Source organism: Corynebacterium sp. HMSC072G08 (genome assembly GCF_001809185.1).
Taxonomy (GTDB): domain Bacteria; phylum Actinomycetota; class Actinomycetes; order Mycobacteriales; family Mycobacteriaceae; genus Corynebacterium; species Corynebacterium phoceense.
The window spans coordinates 133716-152809 of sequence record NZ_KV796420.1; the positions used below are offsets into that span (position 1 = coordinate 133716).

Below are 19094 nucleotides of genomic sequence, written 5' to 3' on the forward strand. Positions count from 1 at the left end.
TTCGCAAGGAACTACGGCCGCGCCGCCAGGTACTCCAGAATCGCTTTCACGCGCCGGTTGTCTTCCTTCGGGTCGAGCCGAAGTTTGAGGAAGATGTTGGACACGTGCTTGGCCACCGCCGCCGCAGAGAGCACCAGCGCCGAAGCAATCTCCTTGTTCGATTTTCCCTGGCTCATGAGCTCGAGCACCTCGCGCTCGCGCGGCGTGAGCTCCGCCAGCCCCGAGCGCCCCGAGGCCATAAGTGCCTTGGCGACCGTCGGGTCGATGACCGTGCCGCCCTGCGCCACGACCTCAAGGCTCGATAGAAAGTCCGCGACCTCGGAGACACGATCTTTGAGGAGGTAGCCCGTCCCGGCCGTGACCACGTCGAAGAGTTCCACCGCATAGGCCGGCGCCACGTACTGCGAGAGCACCATGACTGCCAGCGACGGAAACTCGCGTCGCAGAGACACCGCCGCTTTCAGGCCATCGTCCGCCATATTCGGCGGCATCCGCACGTCCGTCACCACGATGTCCGGCAACGGGCCCGTCTTCACCAACTCGATAAGCGAGGGCGCCGTCGCGGCTTGGCCCACGATCTCGTGGCCTCGGCGCTCCAAGAGACCGGCCACGCCCTCGCGCAACAGCGCCGAGTCATCCGCCAACACGATCTTCATCGCACACCTCCCAGTCCAGAAGCCCCACGGTCCAACAGCAACGGAATGGAACACGTCACACGCGTCGGCCCACCTGGAGGCGAGGACAACGTCAACGCGCCGCCGAAGGCCTCCAATCGCTGCGCCATGCCTGCAAGCCCCTGGCCCGGCACGACGGCCCCGCCACCCGGGCCTTCGTCCACGACCGAGATATGCAGATCCGCATCCGAGGTCACGAGCACCGTCACGGGCGCGCCCGGCGCGTGCTTCGCCGCATTCGTCAATGCCTCCGTCCCGAAGAAGTACCCGGCCGCGAGCACGGACGGCGACAGCGAAGGAAGCGGGTGCGGCGCAAAGACGGAAACGTGCGGACCGTAGGAGGAGGCGACATCGGAAAGCGCGGCCACCAACCCGTGGTCCTTGAGCACCTGCGGATGGATGCCGTGCACCGTCGTCCGCAGAGCCGCAAGTCCCGCGTCAAGGTCTTTCTTCGCCGACGCGACCAACTGGGCGGCTTCCCCAGTAAGATCCAAGGAAGCCTCACCGAGCTTGATGGACGCCGCCACAAGGTACTGTTGCGTCCCGTCGTGGAGGTCGCGCTCGATGCGCTGGCGCTCAACCTCATAGGCGTCCGCAATCGCGCGGCGTGAGGCCGTGAGCCGGGCAATCTCCGCGGCCTGGCGCTCCTCGTTGGTGGTCTTTCGCTTAAACATCGCCTCCGATCATAACCATGGCGCCAGCCGTGGCGGGCGGGGGTAGAGCTAGCACTACCGCGAACTCTAGCGGTGGCACCATTCAATCTGTGCGCCTTAACCTGTGAAATTAGAACCATGACACATTCACTTTCACTTCATGACATCACGAAGGACTACGGCCAAGGCCCAGTCCTCTCCGGCATTTCCCTCGACATCCAGCCCGGCGAAACCGTCGCCGTCATGGGCCCCTCGGGTTCCGGCAAGTCCACGCTGCTGCATTGCATGTCGGGCGTGCTCACGCCCACGGACGGCGCCGTCTTCTTCGGCGAGACCAACATTGCCCAGCTTTCCGATGCCGCCCGTTCCCGCCTTCGTCTCCAGCACTTCGGCTTCGTCTTCCAGGACGGCCAGCTCCTTCCGGAGCTCACCAACGTCGATAACGTGGCGCTGCCGGCCATGCTCACGGGGTCCTCGCGCGGCGCGGCCCGCAAGCGCGCGCAGGCGCTGCTCGATCAGCTGGGTCTGGGCGGTCTGGCTATGCGCCGTCCGGGCGACGTCTCGGGCGGCCAGGCCCAGCGCGTCGCCATCGCTCGCGCGCTTGCCGCTGAACCGTCCATCGTCTTCGCGGACGAGCCGACGGGCGCTCTTGACCAGTCCACCGGCCATGAGGTCATGCAGATGCTCACCACCATCGTCCGCCAGTCGGGCGCGAGCCTCGTCATGGTTACGCACGACCCCAAGGTCGCGGATTGGATGGAACGCCGCGTAGAGATCCGCGACGGCCTCGTCCACGACGACCGTCTCGTGGGCGGCGTGCGTACCGGAGCGCCCGCTGCAGCACAGGGAGGCGCACGATGAGCACGGCAACCCTCACTTTCCAACTGCATCGCGCCTCACTGCATGCCCGCACGGGCACGGGCACGCTATCGCTCCTGTCCATCCTGTCCATCGCCGTGGGTTCGACCGCTGCGTTTCTCGTCGCGGGTGGCACATGGATGTTCTGGGTACGCGCCCACCACCCTGAGCTCATCACTGAATCGATGCGCGCGACCAACGGCAACGAGCCGGGCTTCCTCTACTTGTGGTTCACGTTGGCGATGTTCGCGTGCGCGTTTATCGTTCCCGCCCTGTTTAGTCTCACCGCCCAGGCCGCCGTCCTCGGCGCCTCCGGCCGCGAGCGCCGCCTCGCCACGCTGCGACTGCTCGGACTGTCCTCCCGCGACGTCACGCGCATGACGGTCATCGAGACCGGAATCCAGGCCATCATCGGCATAGCACTCGGCCTCGCCAGTAGCGTGTTGCTTGCCCCCGTCTTCACCAACCTTGAGTTCCAGGACCGTCCCGTCGAGCTCCGCGAAATCCTCTTGCCATGGTGGGGCTACCTCGCAGTCGCCGCGACGCTGTTCTTCCTCGCGCTCGGCGCTGCGTTCGTGGGCATGCAACGCGTCCGCGTGAGCCCCCTCGGCGTGGCACGCCGCTCGACTCCGCCAGCGCTGAAGTACTGGCGTCTTATCGCATTCGTCCTTCTCGTCGCCGTCGTCGCCGTCATCGTGCGCAACTTCGACTTCGATGCCGCCATCGCAGCCATCGCCGGAATGATCGGTTTGCTCTTGCTTGTCGTGCTGAGCATCAATTTCGTGGCCCCCTACCTGCTGCAGGTGACTGGCCACATCGCTTCCCTCTTTCCGGGCACCGCGCATTTTGTCGCATGGCAGCGCGTGGCCACGAACGGCAAGCGTGCCTGGCGCCGGGTGGCCTCTCTCACCTTCTTCGGCTTCCTCGCGGGCTACCTCGTCTGCTCGCCGCTGAAGCAGGATAACCTCACGCTCGCCATGAGCGAGGAGGGCGATAGTCTCCCCTTCTTCAAGGACGTCTCCACAGGTGCCTTGCTCACGCTGCTATTCGGTTTCATCCTCACCGGGTTGTCCATATTCCTGGGCCAGGCAAGCGCCGCCTTTGAAGGCGCTCAACTCTCGCGCTCGCTTCAGCTCATGGGAGTGCCGCGTCGATTCCACACCGCCGTGAACTTCATCGAGATCTCGGGCCCGGCTGTAGGCGTAAGCCTCCTTGGCTTTGCCCTCGGTGCCCCATTCGCGTTTGTCATGTTCTCCTCCGTGGGCAGCGACGTCGACATTGCCGGCCGCCTGCTCATGGCGCTGAGCTTCCTCGGCGCCGGCTGGGGCATCACCCTCATCGCGGCACTCGCTGCCGAGCCCCTGCGCTCCCGCGTACTGGCCTCTGGGGGGCGCCACGAATGAAACTCGCACTCAAAATCACCGGTGCCGTTCTCGCGGTGCTCATCGTTGCAGCCCTCGCGCTCGTCTACGTCTTCGGCCCGTCGGTCGGCGCCGCGTACCTAGGCAAGCCCGTCTTCCTTTTCGGCGCCTCCGAGTCCCGCATCAACAAGGCAATGCTCGACGCCGCCGCCATGCAAGGTCTCTACGCCGACTCGCCCGAGTTCAAGCAAGCCTACGACGCAGCGAAAGAGGATTCGTCCCGAATCGAGGACGCCATCACAGCTGCCGGCGGCAAGCACTCCACCATCTTCACCCGCGGAGAAGAGGAATCCGTGCCGCGCACCGACCCGAAGGTGGAACTGCGCGACAACGTTGTCTGGGCCACCGTGCCCGGCATCGGGCGCTTCGACGACGGCCAAGCCTACGCCGACACGCTCGCCCACGGGCTTTCCGATGCCCCCGCCTGCGCCGCCGTTGTCGACCTGCGCGGAAACGGCGGCGGCGACATGGGACCCATGCTCGCAGGACTCAGTCCCCTGCTCCCTGACGGTCCGGCGCTCTACTTCCAGTCCCGCTCGCGGAAGACTCCCGTCACCGTCGATGGTAACTACGTCGCGGGCGGCGGCACGCCCACCACGACCTCCGGTGGCAAGCTGGACCTGCCAGTGGCGGTGCTCACCGATGGTGAGACGGCATCGTCAGGCGAGGCAACGCTGCTGGCCTTCCGCGGCCTAGACAACGTGCAGACCTTCGGCGAGCCCACCGCGGGCTACGCCTCAGCGAACGTGGTCATCGACTACCCCGACGGCCGCTCGCTCATGCTCACCGTCGCCAAGGACGTCGCCCGCACCGGCGAGGAATTCGCTGAAGACCCCATCGCCCCGGACGCGCCGCTGAGCGAGCTCGATGGCTGGCTCCACGACGTGTGCCGCTGACTTTTACGCCGACGAAGGCCCCAGAACACCACGGTTCAGAACACCACAGATCTGGGGCCTTCGTCGGATAAAAATTCCTACTCGGAGTCAGGGTCCTCGGTCAGATCCGAACACCATCCCATAATCGACTCCGCGATGCCAGCCGGGTCGAGGCCAACCTCTTGGAGGAGCTCGCCGCGCGAAGCGTGCTTCGGGTACATATTCGGGAACGCGAGGCGACGGTGCGGGGTGTCGACCTCGGCGGCGCTCAAAGCCTCGGAGACCAGGGAACCAATGCCCCCGCGCATCACTCCGTCCTCAATCGTCACCACGAGGTCGTGGTCGCCGGCGAGCCCGATGACGGACTGTGGGACCGGCACAACCCAGCGCGGGTCGACGATGGTGACGTTGACGCCCTCGGCTTCGAGGAGTGCGGCGGCATCGAGAGAGCGCTGCGACATCGCGCCGATGGACACGATCAGCACGTCGGGCGACGCCTCGTCCTTGTTGTCGCTGTAGTGGAGGATGTCCACACCGTCGGCCAAGGTGTCCACGGCCTGCTGGTCCTCGAGCAGGTTGCCCTTAGGGAAACGCACGACCGTGGGGCCGTCGTCGACCTCGATGGCCTGTTGAAAGAGCTCGCGCAGGCGCGAACCATCGCGCGGGGCCGCCACGCGAATACCCGGGACGATGGACGAAATAGCCATGTCCCACACGCCGTTGTGCGAGGCACCGTCCGAGCCCGTCACACCCGCGCGGTCGAGCACGAGCGTGACAGGCATGCCCAAAAGACCCACGTCCATGACGAGCTGGTCGAAGGCACGGTTGAGGAACGTCGAGTAGAGCGCCACGACCGGGTGCAGGCCCGCCAAAGCGAGACCAGCAGCGGAGGCCACGGCATGCTGTTCCGCGATGCCCACGTCGAAGAAACGCTCCGGGTATTTATCCGCGAAAGGCTGCAGGCCCGTGGGCCCAGCCATGGCGGCGGTGATCGCCACGATGTCATCGCGGCGCGCACCGGCGGCGAGAAGCTCCTCCGAGAATGCCGCGGTCCAGCCCGGCTGCGATTCCTTGAGTGCTACGCCCGAGACCGGGTCGATGGCACCCGTGGAATGCATTTGGTCGTTCGGCTCGTTGACGGCCGGCGCGAAACCGTGGCCCTTCTCCGTCACGCAGTGGACGATGATGGGGCCCTCGTAATCGCGGGCATAGGAGAACGCGTGGTTGAGCGCATCGATATCGTGGCCGTTGATGGGGCCGATATACTTCATGCCCAGCTCAGGGAACATCTCCTCCGGCATGACGGTGGACTTGATGCCCTCCTTCATCGCATGCAGGGCATCGAAGGCGCGCTCGCCTACCCAACCGAGCTGCTTGAGACGCTTCTTGCCGTGCTCCATGAGCTCGTCATAGCCGTGCTGCGCACGGATATAGGACAAGTTCTCGGACAGGCCACCAATCGTCGGCGAGTAGGAACGACCGTTGTCGTTGACCACCACGACGGCGTTGCGCGACTTTGTCGTCGCCAGGTTATTGAGCGCCTCCCAGCACATGCCGCCCGTCAAAGCGCCGTCGCCGACCACGGCCACGGCGTTGCGGTGCCCCTCGCCCTTGAGCGCAAATGCCTTAGACAGGCCGTCCACGATGGAAATCGCCGCCGAGGCGTGCGAGGATTCCGTCCAGTCGTGCTCGGACTCGCCGCGGTCGGTGTAGCCGGACAGGCCGCCCTTCTGACGCAGCGTATCGAATTGGTCTGCGCGACCCGTGAGCATCTTGTGCACGTAGGACTGGTGCGAGGTGTCGAAGACGATCGCATCATTGGGCGAGTCGAAGGTGCGGTGCAGCGCGATGGTGAGCTCCACGACGCCCAGATTTGGGCCCAGGTGACCGCCGGTGGCGGAGACCTTCTCAATGAGCAGCGCACGCACCTCGTCCGCGAGCTGACCCAGCTGCTGCGGGGTGAAGTTCTTCAAATCGCGGGGCGATTTCACCAGATCCAACAGTGCCATGGAGTGCTTTCTACCTCTTCTTGGAAAACAATGGGTTCTCTTCACGTTACCCGTTCAGGCACGCGGGAGACTAATACAACTCGGCGGGTTCCAGGAATGCCAGCGCCTCCATATGGTGAGTACCCGGGAAAGCATTGATGACGGCGAGGCGGCGCACGGCGTAGCCCTGCTCGCGCCACGTCGCCAAGTCCCGCGCGAAGGTCGCAGGGTCGCAGCCCACGTGCACCACAGCGCCCGGGCGTGCCGATGCTGCCTTTTCCACAACCTCGGCACCCGCGCCCGTCCGTGGCGGGTCAAGCACGATGGCATCGGGCTTGGGCAGCTGGTCGATGGCCTTTTCTACCAGGTCGTTGTGGAGCTCCACGTCGTAGTCTGCGAGCGCGTCCTGGCGTGCCTTCGCCGCAGCCGGCGAGTAGTCGACGGAGACGACGGTGACCTCGAGGCCCGAGGGGGCTTCCGAGTCCGCGTCGATATCGGCGTCGAACTCCTCGTCGAGCACGGAGGTCGCGCCGGCGGGCAGGCCGGGCGCGGTCGTGGCTAGGGTCTCGGCGAGCGCGGGGACGAAGACGCCCACGCCGCCGTAGAGGTCCCACGCCACGCGCTTGGAATCCGGGTACGGCAGATCCGCATACGCGCCGTCGACATCCGCGACAGACAGCCAGTTGCGCACGAGCTTCGCGTACGTATCCGGGGCCGCGGTATGCGCCTGCCAGAAGGCGGTGGCTGGGAAGCGGAAGTCGTGGCCATCGGCGGTCTCGCGGACGGTGCCGGAGCCCTCGAGGACGCGCTCCACGCGTTCGACGCGCTGGCCGCGCGGCGGCTTGGAGGTCTCCACGACGTGGCGCACGCCATCGGCGTCGAGCACGGCGATGACCTCGGAGCCCGGCGTAAAGCGCTGGGCGCCCGGCCCCACGAGTCCGTCAACGAGGCCCGGGGCCAGCTGCGTGCAGGCCACGTCCGTGACGAGGTCGTGGCTGCCACGCTTACGCAGGCCCGCGCGGCCCTGGGCGTCCACGCCCAAGCGGACGCGGGTGCGCCAGCCACGGCGCGGGTGCACGTCGATGAGCTGCGGGTCCGGAAGGTCCGTGAGCTTGCCCAGGCGGCGAAGCTGGTCGAGCATGACGTCAGCCTTGAGGCCAAGCTCGGCCTCCGGGTCGAGCGTTGCGAAGTCGCAGCAGCCAGCGCCGGCCGCGGCAGCCGGGCACGAAGACTCGACGCGCAGCGGGCCGGCCTCGACAACGTCGACGAGCCGGGCGCGGCCAAAGCGCTTCTTCAGCTGCGTGAGCTCGGCGTCAACGGTGTCGCCCGGGTACGCGCCCGCGACGAAGATGGTGCGCCCGTCCGCGGCGTGGGCAATACCCTCGCCGCCGTGGGCCATGCGCTCCACGGTGAGCCGAATGGTGTCGCCTTTGGCGAGCTCGGGTGTTTCTGCGGAAGCCATGAATTATGCCTCTTTCTCGGCAGGTTCTGGAGTCTCGACGAGGCCTGCAGCCTCGACGGCAGCGTTGGCACGGCGGACCATCCAGATGGTGAGCAGGGTGACCAGGCCGGTAAGCGGCCAGCCCATGAGAATGCGGGTGACGCCCAGCGTCGTGGTGTCACCGTGGTTGTACATGCCGTTTTGGACGAGGAAGCGCGCGAGGAACACGGCGGCCCAGCCGGCGGTGGCGTAGGAGTACGCCCACATGGCCTTGGGCACCTGGCGCCAGACCATGGATTCGCCGTTGATGCCCTTCCACTCCACACCCACGACGGGCCAGCGGAAGATGATAGAAGCGATGGACAGCACCGCGAGCACGAGCGAGACCCAGATGCCGTACAGGAAGTAGCCCTTCGCGTCGCCGGTAAACCACGCGATGGCCGCGCACAGCGCCACGCCCAGCAGGCCCGAGATCGCCGGCTGCAACGTCTCCTTGCGGATGATGCGCCACACCGTGATGACGAGCGCCACGCCGAGCGCGGCGAGCAACGCCGGGCCCAAGCCCCACTGATTATTGACCGGGATCAGCACGACGACGGGCAGCGTCGCCGAGACGAGACCCGTGAGCCCGCCCATCTGCTCGAGCAGCGTGGGCTCGCCCTCGGGAGCGTCGTCGGGCTCGTCGACAGGACGCTCAGTAGAATGATCTGCCACTAATTGTCTTCTTTCAGTTCACGCAGCTGTGCGGCCGCCTGTGCCTCGGCATCGGTGGGCTGCTTATTCGCCTCGGCCTTCTGGGCCTCTTCGCGCTGCTTCATGGCCTTCTGCATCTCCTCGACGAGCGGGGCCGGCATGACCACCGGCAGCGAGTTGCCGGCGAGCACTGGGTCGTCGCCACGGTAGACGAACGTGCGCGCGGCGACCTCGCGGCCGAGCACGGCGAGCTCATCTTCCATGCCCGCCGGCGCGGCGAGCGTAAGACGCAGCATCCAGCGCGGGCCTTCAATGCCCACGATGCGAATGACGCCGCTATCGCTATGGCCCAGTACCTCGCTGCCCCACGGGCCCTCCTCGACGGAGGTTGTGAGCCCATCTTTCTCGATGCCGCGCAGCAAGTCCCGCGCGGCCTCGGCCCACTGGCCCGACGAGCGCGGTGCGGCGAATGCGACCGGCGTAATCCGGCCCACGCGCGTCACGATATGGAGCATCTTCGGGCCTTCCGGGCCCATCTCCACCTGCACCTGCGAATCCTTGGGCAGCGGAATGCGCATGGAGCCCAAGTCGAGGATGCCCACCGAAAAATCCTTGAAGTCAAAAGACTCGATGTCGACCTGGTCGCCGTCGTAGGGACCATTCGCACCATTGACCGGATCGTGCGGGATGGTGACAATCTGCACGCCCGGCTGCGAGGCGGCCGAAGACTCGGCGCCAGCAGCCGCAAGGGTCGCAGAGGTGTCTGGGGTCTCGGCCGAGGGGGCATCGCCAGGCTCGGATTTCTTGCTAAAAGGCCACATAGTTTTCTCCTCAGAGTCGGGCTAGTTCACGCCGGTGGAGCCGTAGCCGCCGGCCCCGCGTTCGGTTGCATCGAGATCCTCGACCTCCACGAAGCCAGGCAACTCGACGCGCTGGACAACGAGCTGGGCAATGCGCATACCGCGCTCGACCGTAAAGGCCTCGCGCGGGTCGTGGTTGATGAGGCAGACCTTGAGCTCGCCGCGGTAATCAGCGTCCACTGTACCCGGCGTATTGACGATGGACAGGCCGTGCTTGGCGGCCAGGCCCGAGCGCGGGTGGATAAGGCCTACCGTGCCCAGCGGCAGAGCGATGGCAATGCCGGTGCCGATAAGGGCGCGCTCCTCCGGCTCGAGCGTCACGGTCTCGGCGGCATAAAGGTCAGCGCCGGCGTCGCCGCGGTGCGCGCGCTGCGGCAGCGGCAGCTCGGGGTCAAGGCGCTTGACGCGGATATCGGCGATGGGCTCCTGCGAAGTAGTAAAAGTCACGGGCCCCAGCCTACCGCCCCGCGCGCCCCGCGACCCCACCGGGAGATGGAACTTAAGTTGGACTGTCGTAGACTGTCCCTTGTGTCTGATTCCGTGTCTGATTCGCAAAACTCGCCCACTCCTGCCCCCACTGTCCTCTACCAGGAGCGGTTCTGGGTGCCGTGGTACTTCTGGCTGTACGGCGCCATCGTCATTTTCGTGGCCACCGCCACCTTCAGCTTGAACCGCGCGCCGATGTGGCTCTACATCATTGGCGCCGTCCTCACCGCGCTGGGCGTGTGGGTGCTCATCGCGTGGTCCGGCACCGTCCTGCGCGTTGAGAAGGACCCAGACGGCTCGCGCTGGCTCACCGTCAAGGGTGCGCAATTGCCTTCCGATGTCGTCTCGCGCTCTCTCGCCATCCCCTCCACCGCCCGCCGCAACGCGCTCGGCCCGCAGCTTGACCCCGCGGCCTTCCTCGTCACGAAGGGCTGGATGAAGGAGCACGTCATGCTCGTCCTCGATGATCCCGAGGACGACACGCCCTATTGGCTCATCGCCACGAAGCATCCGCGTGAGGTCCTCGAGGCCTTCGTGCCCGCCCAAGCCGAGCAGGCGGCGTCCACGCTGGACTAACCGGGTTGCTGTCGAAGACCCTCTCCCGGTGCACGATCGCAGCAGAATTCTCGGCAGGAACAACGTATTCGCCTGCGCCGCATCACAACAGCACAAAGCCCGGCTCTCCCACCGCGCCGCCCCAAAGGCAGCGGCAGGAGGCCGGGCTTGCGCAGTTGTACGCTTTAAGCGCAGTCCATGCAGATAGGGTCGTCGCCTTCGTAATGGGACAGACGCTTATTGGACTGCACGAGGAAGCACGAGGCACACGTGAACTCGTTTTCCTGGCGCGGGATGACTTCGACGTTGAGCTCCTCACCGGTGAGGTCATCCATCGGCGGCGCGAAGGGCTCCACAATCTCGCCGTCGTCGTCCATGCCATTGTTTTCGGCCTCAGCGGCCTTGAGACCCTCCAGGGAGTCGGTCTCTTCCTCGTCCTCCGCGCGGCGGCGCGGTGCGTCGTAATCGGTAGCCATGATGGTCAATCCTTACAGGGTTAGGTGGGGACTTTTTCTAGCTTTATCGGGGTGCATACTAAACGACGATTGGCCGCTTGTCATTCTCCGCTTGCCACGGGGTTAATCCCCGTTTACCCCCACCGCTCTACGCTGGGATTTTGTCGGTTCCCTTAGCCTCACTTAAGGTCGCCCACGCCGCCGGCGCGACGCTCGGCTGGGCGGCAAAAAAGATGGCACCATCCTTGCCGTCGGCCTCCATGCCCGGATGCACGACCGCGCACCCGGCTTCACGAGCGATAATCGTGCCCGCAGCGCAGTCCCACGCCTTGATGCCGTGCTCGTAGTAGACGTCCACGGACCCGTCCGCCACGCGGCAGATATCGAGCGCCGCTGCGCCAATGCGGCGAATATCACGCACCTGCGGCAGCAGTCGCACGAGGACTTCCGCTTGCGCGCGTCGCCGCGATGCCTCGTAGCCAAAGCCCGTCGCCACCAGGCTTAAGGCCGGGTCGGTCTCCGTACGCGGATGCACAGGCTGCGGCGACGAACCGCCGCGCACAACCGTCGCGCCATGCCCCAGCGCCGCCGCGTACGTCACGTCCTGTGCGACGTTGACCACGCAGCCTGCCACCGGCTCGCCGTCGACGACCGCGCCGATGGAGACGGCATAGTCCGGCACGCCATACAGGAAGTTCACTGTGCCATCGATCGGGTCGACCACCCACGTCACCCCGCTCGAAGACTCACGTGCGGCGCCCTCCTCACCCAGCAGGCCGTCAAAGGGTCGCGCCGCCAGGAGCTCGCCCGTAATAAAGCTTTCCGATGCCTCGTCGACCTCCGTCACCGGATCCACCGCCGAAGACTTCGTGTGATGGGCATGCAGCCCCGCCCCCTGCGGTCCGGCCAGCTCCGCGCGGCGCGTACGGATGAGCGCCGCCGCCTGGCCCGCCACGCGGACCGCGAGGTCGCGCAGCTCGACGGCGTCGACGTCCTCCGGAACCTCAGGCGCCGCCGCGGACATCGTCTCCAGAGACGGCACCTCGCCGCACAGTTCCGGGTCGTTGTACGAGGACCCCACCAGCGCCGCGAAGGAGGAGCCAGGACCGGTTGGATTCTTAGGACTAGTCATGGCCTCCATCATGCCCGCCCCACCACGCGCCCGCATCCCCACAACCTCGAACCAACAACACGGTCGCACACAAACGCCCACACCACACGCAGCAACACCGTATGCTGGCACCTATGACTGTAAATTCCCTCCCCGCCAACGCGGGCTTTGGCATCGACGTGGGTGGCTCCGGCATCAAGGGAGCCATCGTGGACCTCGACACCGGCGAGTTCGTGGGCGAGCGCCATAAGATCGCCACCCCGCAGCCGTCCACCCCGGAGGCCGTCGCGGAGACCATCACCGCCATCATCGAGCACTTCGGCTGGGACGGCCCCGTGGGCATTACCCTCCCGTCCGTCATGAAGCACCAGGTTGCGCGCTCTGCCGCCAACGTCGACCAGCAGTGGATCGGCACCGACACCCAAGAACTCTTCGGCCGCCATCTGCCCGGCCGCGAGGTCGCCGTTCTCAATGACGCAGACGCCGCGGGCCTGGCCGAGGTCGAATTTGGCGCCGCGGAAGCGCGGGAGGGTGCGGCTATCTTCCTCACGCTAGGAACGGGCATCGGCAGCGCATTCCTCCTGGAAGGAAAGCTGTTCCCCAACACGGAATTGGGCCACATGATCGTGGGCAAGAAGGAAGCCGAGAAGCAGGCATCCTCCGCGGTCAAGGACAAGAAAGACCTCAGCTACAAAGACTGGGCGAAGCGCGTCAACACGGTGCTCGAAGAGTACGAGAAGCTCTTTAACCCGGACGTCTTCCTCATCGGCGGCGGCATTTCCCGCAAGTTCGACAAATGGAGCGGCTACCTCACGCTCGAGACCCCCGTCATGCCTGCGAACCTGCGCAATCGCGCGGGAATCGTTGGCGCGGCGCTGGCCGCACAGCGCGGGGTGAAGCCCTAAAATCAACGGATAGTAATGGCCCAGTTGCGCGGCAAAAGATCCTTTTACGTTATACTGGGCCGCTGTTCATAGCAATGGCTATTTGAGGAGCGCCACACGGCGCCCCACCGGTCCATTGAAGGCACAAGGCGAAAGGGCTTACGTGGCAGCCACTGACTCTTCAGACAAGGCACTCGGCGACAACGCAGAGGTCGACGCTTCCGGCACGCGCACGGCCAAGAAGACGACGAAGAAGACCGCCAAGAAGACTGCTAAAAAGACGGCCAAGAAAACCGCCAAAAAGACTGCGAAGAAGACGGCTAAAAAGACCGCCAAGAAGGCAGTAAAGAAGACGGCGAAGAAGTCGGCTAAGAAGACCGTCAAGAAGTCGACGCGTTCCAAGGCGACGTCCCCGGAGGAAACCAGCACGGCAACCGACGAGGAGGAGCTCGAGGATCAGGAGCACCTCGACGACGAGGATGACGACGTCGACTTCGACCCGAATCACGAGGACCTTGAGGACGAGGACCTCGGCGAGGACGATGACGTCGTAGACGACGAGGATGAGGACGAGGACGAAGAAACCACGTCCGTCTGGGACGAGGAAGAATCCGCACAGCTGCGTCAGGCCCGCAAGGACGCCGCACTCACCGCCTCGGCGGACTCCGTACGCGCCTACCTCAAGCAGATCGGCAAGGTCGCCCTGCTGAACGCCGAGCAGGAGGTCTCCCTGGCCGAGCGCATCGAAGCCGGCCTCTACGCCCAGCACAAGCTGGACCAGGCCACGGCTGCCGATGTCCCCAAGGAGGCCCAGCTCAAGCCGTCTGAGAAGCGCGATCTGCGCGCCATCGCCCGCGACGGCCGCAAGGCAAAGAACCACCTCCTCGAGGCCAACCTGCGACTCGTCGTTTCGCTTGCGAAACGCTACACGGGCCGCGGCATGGCCTTCCTCGACCTCATCCAGGAAGGCAACCTCGGCCTCATCCGCGCGGTTGAGAAGTTCGACTACACCAAGGGCTACAAGTTCTCCACCTACGCCACGTGGTGGATCCGCCAGGCCATCACGCGCGCCATGGCGGACCAGGCCCGCACGATTCGTATCCCGGTCCACATGGTTGAGGTCATCAACAAGCTGGGCCGCATCCAGCGCGAGCTCCTCCAGGATCTGGGCCGCGAACCCACCCCGGTCGAGCTGGCCAAGGAAATGGACATCACCGAGGAAAAGGTGCTGGAGATCCAGCAGTACGCTCGTGAGCCCATCTCCCTGGACCAGAACATTGGTGATGAAGGCGACAGCCAGCTCGGCGACTTCATCGAGGACTCCGAGGCCGTCGTCGCCGTCGACGCCGTCAGCTTCACCCTCCTGCAGGATCAGCTCCAGGACGTGCTCACCACCCTGTCCGAGCGCGAGGCCGGCGTCGTGCGCCTGCGCTTCGGTCTCACTGACGGCATGCCACGCACTTTAGACGAAATCGGCCAGGTCTACGGCGTCACGCGCGAGCGCATCCGCCAGATCGAGTCCAAGACCATGTCCAAGCTGCGCCACCCGTCGCGCTCCCAGGTCCTACGCGACTACCTCGACTAAAAGGCCAAGCTAGTCGAGGCAAGCGACAAGACGCGCATGCTTGCCGACGCCGCCCTCGCCTCCCCCGTTAGCACTAAATTGCGGAGGGACGCGAGGGCATTTTGCATCTGTGGCACAAGCAAGAGTCCCAAGGATGCGGCCTAAGCCTCAACGTCATGGGTTCGCAGCCAGACAACAGATGCAATCCAAGCTCCGATGACGAAGCAGATAGAAACAGCCATCCTGAACGCGATACCGTACACATCAGGAGTGTCATCTGCGCCGAAGGCAGTACTGCCGAGCGCAAACGTCGACGTAACCATAGCCGGTGGCAGCAGCATCGGGATGAGCCGAATACCGCTGTAGAGAATTCCAACTGAGGCAATCGCGCCCACAAGTGAAATCGCCACGGGCGTGGCAAAGCTGCGAATGATCATCGAGAAGAAGGATTGCCAGGCCCCGACTGCGAACGCCGGGATGATTGCTAGGAACAGCGCACTCACGTTGAGAGGCGAAATCTCTCCCTGTATTCCTAAGCCGCGTCCAATACCTAATGCCAGCGCAATGAACACCGCCTGCATTAGCGCGATGAGGACCATGATGGAGAAAAACTTGGCCGCGACTACTTCTCCCGCCGAGCGCGGTGAGGTCAAAATAGTGTTCCAATTGTGGTTGCGGTGTTCCAGGCGCCAGGCCGCTGCAGCGATGATGGCCACTCCCACGGTCATAAAGATTAGGCCGTAGAACAGCGTTGCTTGGGAAAGATAGCTTGCCCATCCGGCATTAAGCACCGCCAAGTTGGCGTGATAATTCGCGGCCCCAATGCCGACTGCTATAGACGGCACGAGGAAGATGACAGCCCATACGTAGGAGCGTCGAAATTTCAGCAGGTCGATAACAAACATGAACTTATTCCTCCTGGGAGTCAAGCGTGCGGCAAAGCACGGTGAAGATGACGGTGACAACGGCGATGAACAGTGCCCATGGAATCCACAGTGGTTCGACGCTCACTAGGCCTTCGGGGCGGAAGGTAAACGGGGCCAAGACTGCGTAGTAACCGAAGGGATTAATGAGCGTGACCGCGGTTGGGGAAAGCATTCCTGCCACACCAAGGAAGCCGCCTACTACCCCAGTGCTGAGCACCACGAGCTGGGATTCCACGCGTGCTGCCTGCCACAAGAAAATCGCCATCAGTGCGCACGAGGTTCCATATAGACCAGCTGCTGTAAGAACCCATGTGCCGGGTGAATCAATCGACGGAGCACCGAAGAGGAAGGGAGTGGTCAAGACCGCGAGCAATTCAACTACCTTTACTGTGGCTAGAACAAGGGTTAAAGCTGCGAATTTCGCGCGGAGCAGACCACCGCGGCGATATCCGGCGATGGAATTAAGCCGCCAGCCGCCGTGGAGATGCTCTACATCGGCTGCGCGACTGGCTAACAATGCCACCTGCACCGGAGTGAGGAAGGCCGTCACCATGATGTAGCCAAGGAGATATCCGCCCCATTGACTATGTGGATCTTGCTGAAATTGTTCGGCGGTGTTCTCACTCATCAGATTCATACTGGAAAAGGCAACGATGGCGAGCGTGATAGCAAGGGCAAGCGGCAGCATCCGGGTATGCCGCATCTTGGCATATTCAGTCTGCAGGATCATTGCAAGCCACCTCGTCCCGTAATCGAAATGAAGATCTCTTCGAGACTGCGGTGCGTTCTTAGCACCTGGTAGATGGGCACGCCATGGTTGACGAGCTGCGCGCAAGCCCCCGCGACGTCGCGCTCGCTTGAGTTCGGGACCCGAATACCACCTTCTACAAAACGCACTGAGATACCCGCGAGTGCTTGCGCCGCTTCCTTGGGGTTCGGGGTTTCGATAAAGACTTCAGGCGGCTGGGAATGGAAAAGCTCCTGCTTTGTACCTTGGAAGAGCAACTGCCCGCGATTGATAATGGTCAGCTCACTAGCCATCTTTTCGATTTCCGAGAGAAGGTGGCTCGAAACCAATACCGTTCGCCCCTCATCGGCAGCGAGGCTGACGATGAGATTGCGAATCTCTTCGATACCGGCAGGGTCAAGGCCGTTCGTTGGTTCATCAAGGATCAGAAGCTGCGGGTTACGAATCATAGCCATTGCGATGCCGAGGCGCTGCTTCATGCCCAAGGAATAGTTCGCAACTTTCTTGTCCAGCTGCTTTTCCAGCCGCACGAGGTGCACTGCGCGATCCACGTCGTCTGCTCCAGCGCGTAGAAGTCGCGCAGCGATGCGCAGATTCTCTCGCCCGGTGAGATGCAAATAGGCCGACGGCTGCTCGATGAGAGAGCCAGTGCGGGCCAAGGCCCGGCTGCGCGTCTTAGGCCCGAAAGGCTCGCCGAACAAACTGATGCTTCCCTCAGTCGGCTTTGCCAGACCCAAAAGCATTTTCATGGTCGTGGACTTGCCCGAACCATTCGGCCCCAATAATCCGTGGACGACACCGTGGCCGATTGCCATATCAAGGCCGTCGACGGCCTTGAATCCCTTATATTCCTTGGTCAAACCCTGAGTTTCGACAACATATTCTGTGCTCATAACTCAATTGTTTCCCGGCACGCCTACGCCGCACATCGCCGCGAGGCACGATTTTGCGAGTCATACCGGGGTATTAGGAGCTAAGCAGGTCTGCACGGGAGACAACTCCGGTGCGATAGGCGAAAAGGGCTGCGTGTACACGGTCCCTGGAACTCGTCTTGGCGAGCACTCGTCCAACATGCGTCTTGACGGTCGGCATAGAGATGAACATCCGCTCACATATCTCTGTGTTTGACCATCCCATCCCGATTGCTTCAAGGATTTCTTGTTCACGGGCAGTCAGCGATTCAAGTACCCGACGGTCTGCGCCGCTAATACTCAGCGTGTCCGTCGAATCATCCCTCATACTGTGGACAAGGCGCTTAGTGGCGCGGGGTGAAATTACCGCGTCTCCGCGATAGACAGTGCTCAACGCTCTTAGTAGCTCCTCTGGCTCTGCGTCCTTGAGCACGAAGCCACTCGCTCCTGCTCGCAGCCCGGACACTACATAGTCTTCGTCATCGAAGGTTGTCAGAATGATGACCTTCGTCTCCGGAAGAGTGGATGCGATCTCAGCAGTGGCGCTAATTCCATCGCGGACAGGCATCTGTACATCCATGAGCACCACATCGGCAGGCGTGGCCGCGCATTGGGTCAGCGCATCTTCGCCATCGTTTGCTTGCCAGATAACATCCATGTCTGGCTGCGAACTAATGATCTGAGCAATCCCGTGCAGGAAGAGAACCTGGTCATCTACCAATCCGACTTTCATTGCTCATTTCCTCCTACGGTGGGTAACTTTGCTTCTACTATCCATGTGCCAGCGTCACTGCGCTGGTTGAAGGTGCCTCCAACCAATTCCGCTCGTTCCTTCATGCCAGCAATGCCATGTCCCTCGTTTCGTACATCACCCATATATCCATTGCGCACCTCAAGGCGGACGATACCTTCAAGCCATTCGACTAGTACGTCTGCTTGCCCGCCACCATGTTTGTTTGCATTGGTCAAAGCCTCTTGGACAATTCGGTACAGGCTTAGTGACGTCGCGGCGGAAAGCTCTTCAGGTGGCGTTCCTGTGCAGCGATATCCCACAGCAATGCCAGCGCTTCTAACGCTGTTAATGAGTTCTGAAAGATCACCGAATCCCGCCATAGGCTGAGTGCCGCGCTTTTCCCCTGTGCGCAGTAAGCCCACGACTCCCCGCATCTCTCTCAAAGAGGTCCTTCCCACGCGGGAAATAGACTTCAAAGCTTCTTCTTGCGCTTCCGTGTCTTTGGTGTAGAGCCCCCCCCATCGGCCTGAGCAACTATGACCGATAACGAATGTGTGACGACGTCATGGATCTCACGTGCGATGAACGCCCGTTGTTCCGTCGAGCGTTTCTCGAATTCCAGGCGTTGTTTCTCTAAAGCACGCGAAATCTCCCGTGTGCGTTCTTCCTCTGCTCTCCTACGCAGTTCACCCACAAGCATGCATACCGCAAGGACCAGTAGGCTCCAGCCCACGACGAAAAGGCGCCGCGCAATATCCTGTGTTGCTTCCTGTACCGTTTGGCTCACCCAAAATATGCCGACAAAGTCCGCAGCAAGCATCCCTATAGTCACTATTCGACGTAGCGGCTCTTCCAGCCTGCGGCGAATAATGTAGGCGACCTGCCCCGCAAGGATTATGATGCCCACGGTGAGTTCCACCTGGAACAGGCTGGCGAAGAGCACCACTGATGCAACGAAGACCACCAGACGCGGCCACCGCCTGCTAATAATTGGCACTAGCACGACCAAGGCAATAATCAGGTAGTCAAAGAGCGGCCGGGACATCAGATCCCTACCGATGAGAGACACCGCTCCGCACAAAAGCGACACCGCAAGGTCACGAATCATTCGCCTATCAGAAAAGACTTCCACGCCTCTACGCTATCCGGTTCGACGAGTTAAGTAGTCATGCCTGAGTACGATTTCGTCGGCCCTTTTTATCCAAGGCCGGGCCTAAATAGACCTCCTTCGCATCTTTGAGGACCTCCCGCTTTAAAG

The 19094-nt window shown here is 63.2% G+C and carries 21 protein-coding genes; 6 read left to right on the plus strand and 15 right to left on the minus strand.

The window, feature by feature from the left end; all coding sequences use genetic code 11:
- Nucleotides 1-11 precede the first annotated feature (11 nt).
- Both HMPREF2559_RS05540 and HMPREF2559_RS05545 read right to left on the minus strand, forming a co-directional pair.
- Nucleotides 12-656, minus strand: a complete 645-nt coding sequence (locus tag HMPREF2559_RS05540) for a response regulator transcription factor (protein WP_070539783.1) — start codon at nt 654-656, stop codon at nt 12-14.
- Nucleotides 653-1348 carry a sensor histidine kinase gene (locus HMPREF2559_RS05545; protein ID WP_070539785.1) on the minus strand — a complete coding sequence of 232 codons (696 nt, stop codon included), beginning with the start codon at nt 1346-1348 and terminating at the stop codon, nt 653-655. The genes HMPREF2559_RS05540 and HMPREF2559_RS05545 overlap by 4 nt, the downstream gene beginning before the upstream one ends.
- 117 nt (nt 1349-1465) lie before the next feature.
- Here HMPREF2559_RS05545 and HMPREF2559_RS05550 point away from each other — a divergent pair, with 117 nt between their 5' ends.
- Genes HMPREF2559_RS05550 through HMPREF2559_RS05560 form a run of 3 tightly spaced genes read left to right on the plus strand, consistent with a single transcriptional unit; the run spans nt 1466 to nt 4502 of the window.
- On the plus strand, nt 1466-2188 hold the full coding sequence (locus HMPREF2559_RS05550) for an ABC transporter ATP-binding protein (protein ID WP_066493007.1): 723 nt from the start codon (nt 1466-1468) through the stop codon (nt 2186-2188).
- Entirely contained in the window at nt 2185-3588 is a 1404-nt protein-coding gene (locus HMPREF2559_RS05555; RefSeq protein WP_070539788.1) for an FtsX-like permease family protein, read from the plus strand. Before HMPREF2559_RS05550 ends, HMPREF2559_RS05555 begins: the two co-directional genes overlap by 4 nt.
- Nucleotides 3585-4502 carry a S41 family peptidase gene (locus tag HMPREF2559_RS05560; RefSeq protein ID WP_070539790.1) on the plus strand — a complete coding sequence of 306 codons (918 nt, stop codon included), beginning with the start codon at nt 3585-3587 and terminating at the stop codon, nt 4500-4502. The genes HMPREF2559_RS05555 and HMPREF2559_RS05560 overlap by 4 nt, the downstream gene beginning before the upstream one ends.
- Nucleotides 4503-4579: 77 nt before the next feature.
- Here HMPREF2559_RS05560 and dxs read toward each other — a convergent pair whose 3' ends face one another.
- The 5 genes from dxs to dut form a co-directional block, all read right to left on the minus strand.
- Nucleotides 4580-6490 carry a 1-deoxy-D-xylulose-5-phosphate synthase gene (gene dxs, locus HMPREF2559_RS05565; RefSeq protein ID WP_070539792.1) on the minus strand — a complete coding sequence of 637 codons (1911 nt, stop codon included), beginning with the start codon at nt 6488-6490 and terminating at the stop codon, nt 4580-4582.
- 70 nt (nt 6491-6560) lie between these two features.
- Nucleotides 6561-7931, minus strand: coding sequence for a class I SAM-dependent RNA methyltransferase (locus HMPREF2559_RS05570; RefSeq protein ID WP_066513459.1), 1371 nt, complete (start codon nt 7929-7931; stop codon nt 6561-6563).
- A gap of 3 nt (nt 7932-7934) precedes the next feature.
- The gene (locus tag HMPREF2559_RS05575) at nt 7935-8546 is read right to left on the minus strand and encodes a DUF3159 domain-containing protein (protein ID WP_083297783.1); all 612 of its coding nucleotides are present in this window, start codon (nt 8544-8546) and stop codon (nt 7935-7937) included.
- Nucleotides 8547-8623: 77 nt separating this feature from the next.
- On the minus strand, nt 8624-9424 hold the full coding sequence (locus HMPREF2559_RS05580) for a DUF3710 domain-containing protein (protein ID WP_066513460.1): 801 nt from the start codon (nt 9422-9424) through the stop codon (nt 8624-8626).
- Nucleotides 9425-9445: 21 nt separating this feature from the next.
- Nucleotides 9446-9910, minus strand: coding sequence for a dUTP diphosphatase (gene dut / locus HMPREF2559_RS05585; protein ID WP_181734599.1), 465 nt, complete (start codon nt 9908-9910; stop codon nt 9446-9448).
- Nucleotides 9911-9955: 45 nt separating this feature from the next.
- Here dut and HMPREF2559_RS05590 point away from each other — a divergent pair, with 45 nt between their 5' ends.
- Complete coding sequence (locus HMPREF2559_RS05590) at nt 9956-10525, plus strand: DUF3093 domain-containing protein (protein ID WP_082723332.1); 570 nt, start codon at nt 9956-9958, stop codon at nt 10523-10525.
- A gap of 164 nt (nt 10526-10689) precedes the next feature.
- On the opposite strand, the gene HMPREF2559_RS05595 is transcribed toward HMPREF2559_RS05590, so the two are convergent.
- Together HMPREF2559_RS05595 and HMPREF2559_RS05600 are read right to left on the minus strand one after the other, a co-directional pair.
- Nucleotides 10690-10980, minus strand: coding sequence for a DUF4193 domain-containing protein (locus HMPREF2559_RS05595; protein WP_066492996.1), 291 nt, complete (start codon nt 10978-10980; stop codon nt 10690-10692).
- Nucleotides 10981-11107: 127 nt separating this feature from the next.
- Complete coding sequence (locus HMPREF2559_RS05600) at nt 11108-11983, minus strand: inositol monophosphatase family protein (RefSeq protein ID WP_066493276.1); 876 nt, start codon at nt 11981-11983, stop codon at nt 11108-11110.
- 221 nt (nt 11984-12204) lie between these two features.
- Here HMPREF2559_RS05600 and ppgK point away from each other — a divergent pair, with 221 nt between their 5' ends.
- A complete protein-coding gene (gene ppgK, locus HMPREF2559_RS05605) occupies nt 12205-12975 on the plus strand; it encodes a polyphosphate--glucose phosphotransferase (RefSeq protein WP_070539797.1) in 771 nt (256 codons plus the stop codon).
- 142 nt (nt 12976-13117) lie between these two features.
- Nucleotides 13118-14539, plus strand: a complete 1422-nt coding sequence (locus HMPREF2559_RS05610) for an RNA polymerase sigma factor (protein WP_070539799.1) — start codon at nt 13118-13120, stop codon at nt 14537-14539.
- Between the two features lie 140 nt (nt 14540-14679).
- Here HMPREF2559_RS05610 and HMPREF2559_RS05615 read toward each other — a convergent pair whose 3' ends face one another.
- The 6 genes from HMPREF2559_RS05615 to HMPREF2559_RS13240 form a co-directional block, all read right to left on the minus strand.
- Complete coding sequence (locus HMPREF2559_RS05615; protein WP_070539801.1) at nt 14680-15423, minus strand: ABC transporter permease; 744 nt, start codon at nt 15421-15423, stop codon at nt 14680-14682.
- Nucleotides 15424-15427: 4 nt separating this feature from the next.
- Nucleotides 15428-16174 carry an ABC transporter permease gene (locus HMPREF2559_RS05620; protein WP_070539803.1) on the minus strand — a complete coding sequence of 249 codons (747 nt, stop codon included), beginning with the start codon at nt 16172-16174 and terminating at the stop codon, nt 15428-15430.
- On the minus strand, nt 16171-17085 hold the full coding sequence (locus HMPREF2559_RS05625; protein ID WP_070539805.1) for an ABC transporter ATP-binding protein: 915 nt from the start codon (nt 17083-17085) through the stop codon (nt 16171-16173). Before HMPREF2559_RS05625 ends, HMPREF2559_RS05620 begins: the two co-directional genes overlap by 4 nt.
- A gap of 73 nt (nt 17086-17158) precedes the next feature.
- On the minus strand, nt 17159-17836 hold the full coding sequence (locus tag HMPREF2559_RS05630) for a response regulator (RefSeq protein ID WP_066492983.1): 678 nt from the start codon (nt 17834-17836) through the stop codon (nt 17159-17161).
- Nucleotides 17833-18312, minus strand: coding sequence for a sensor histidine kinase (locus HMPREF2559_RS13235; protein ID WP_246818456.1), 480 nt, complete (start codon nt 18310-18312; stop codon nt 17833-17835). Before HMPREF2559_RS13235 ends, HMPREF2559_RS05630 begins: the two co-directional genes overlap by 4 nt.
- Nucleotides 18309-18968, minus strand: coding sequence for a histidine kinase (locus HMPREF2559_RS13240; RefSeq protein ID WP_246818457.1), 660 nt, complete (start codon nt 18966-18968; stop codon nt 18309-18311). The genes HMPREF2559_RS13235 and HMPREF2559_RS13240 overlap by 4 nt, the downstream gene beginning before the upstream one ends.
- Nucleotides 18969-19094 lie beyond the last annotated feature (126 nt).

Coding starts and splice junctions, on each gene's coding strand:
- dxs (WP_070539792.1), bottom strand. CDS start 6,490: ATGGCACTGTTGGATCTGGTGAAATCGCCCCGCGATTTGAAGAACTTC.
- HMPREF2559_RS05590 (WP_082723332.1), top strand. CDS start 9,956: ATGGAACTTAAGTTGGACTGTCGTAGACTGTCCCTTGTGTCTGATTCC.
- HMPREF2559_RS05620 (WP_070539803.1), bottom strand. CDS start 16,174: ATGATCCTGCAGACTGAATATGCCAAGATGCGGCATACCCGGATGCTG.
- HMPREF2559_RS05575 (WP_083297783.1), bottom strand. CDS start 8,546: ATGGGCGGGCTCACGGGTCTCGTCTCGGCGACGCTGCCCGTCGTCGTG.
- HMPREF2559_RS05550 (WP_066493007.1), top strand. CDS start 1,466: ATGACACATTCACTTTCACTTCATGACATCACGAAGGACTACGGCCAA.
- HMPREF2559_RS05625 (WP_070539805.1), bottom strand. CDS start 17,085: ATGAGCACAGAATATGTTGTCGAAACTCAGGGTTTGACCAAGGAATAT.
- HMPREF2559_RS05580 (WP_066513460.1), bottom strand. CDS start 9,424: ATGTGGCCTTTTAGCAAGAAATCCGAGCCTGGCGATGCCCCCTCGGCC.
- HMPREF2559_RS05555 (WP_070539788.1), top strand. CDS start 2,185: ATGAGCACGGCAACCCTCACTTTCCAACTGCATCGCGCCTCACTGCAT.
- HMPREF2559_RS05600 (WP_066493276.1), bottom strand. CDS start 11,983: ATGTCCGCGGCGGCGCCTGAGGTTCCGGAGGACGTCGACGCCGTCGAG.
- HMPREF2559_RS05540 (WP_070539783.1), bottom strand. CDS start 656: ATGAAGATCGTGTTGGCGGATGACTCGGCGCTGTTGCGCGAGGGCGTG.
- HMPREF2559_RS05630 (WP_066492983.1), bottom strand. CDS start 17,836: ATGAAAGTCGGATTGGTAGATGACCAGGTTCTCTTCCTGCACGGGATT.
- ppgK (WP_070539797.1), top strand. CDS start 12,205: ATGACTGTAAATTCCCTCCCCGCCAACGCGGGCTTTGGCATCGACGTG.
- HMPREF2559_RS05615 (WP_070539801.1), bottom strand. CDS start 15,423: ATGTTTGTTATCGACCTGCTGAAATTTCGACGCTCCTACGTATGGGCT.
- HMPREF2559_RS05595 (WP_066492996.1), bottom strand. CDS start 10,980: ATGGCTACCGATTACGACGCACCGCGCCGCCGCGCGGAGGACGAGGAA.
- HMPREF2559_RS05560 (WP_070539790.1), top strand. CDS start 3,585: ATGAAACTCGCACTCAAAATCACCGGTGCCGTTCTCGCGGTGCTCATC.
- HMPREF2559_RS05570 (WP_066513459.1), bottom strand. CDS start 7,931: ATGGCTTCCGCAGAAACACCCGAGCTCGCCAAAGGCGACACCATTCGG.
- HMPREF2559_RS05545 (WP_070539785.1), bottom strand. CDS start 1,348: ATGTTTAAGCGAAAGACCACCAACGAGGAGCGCCAGGCCGCGGAGATT.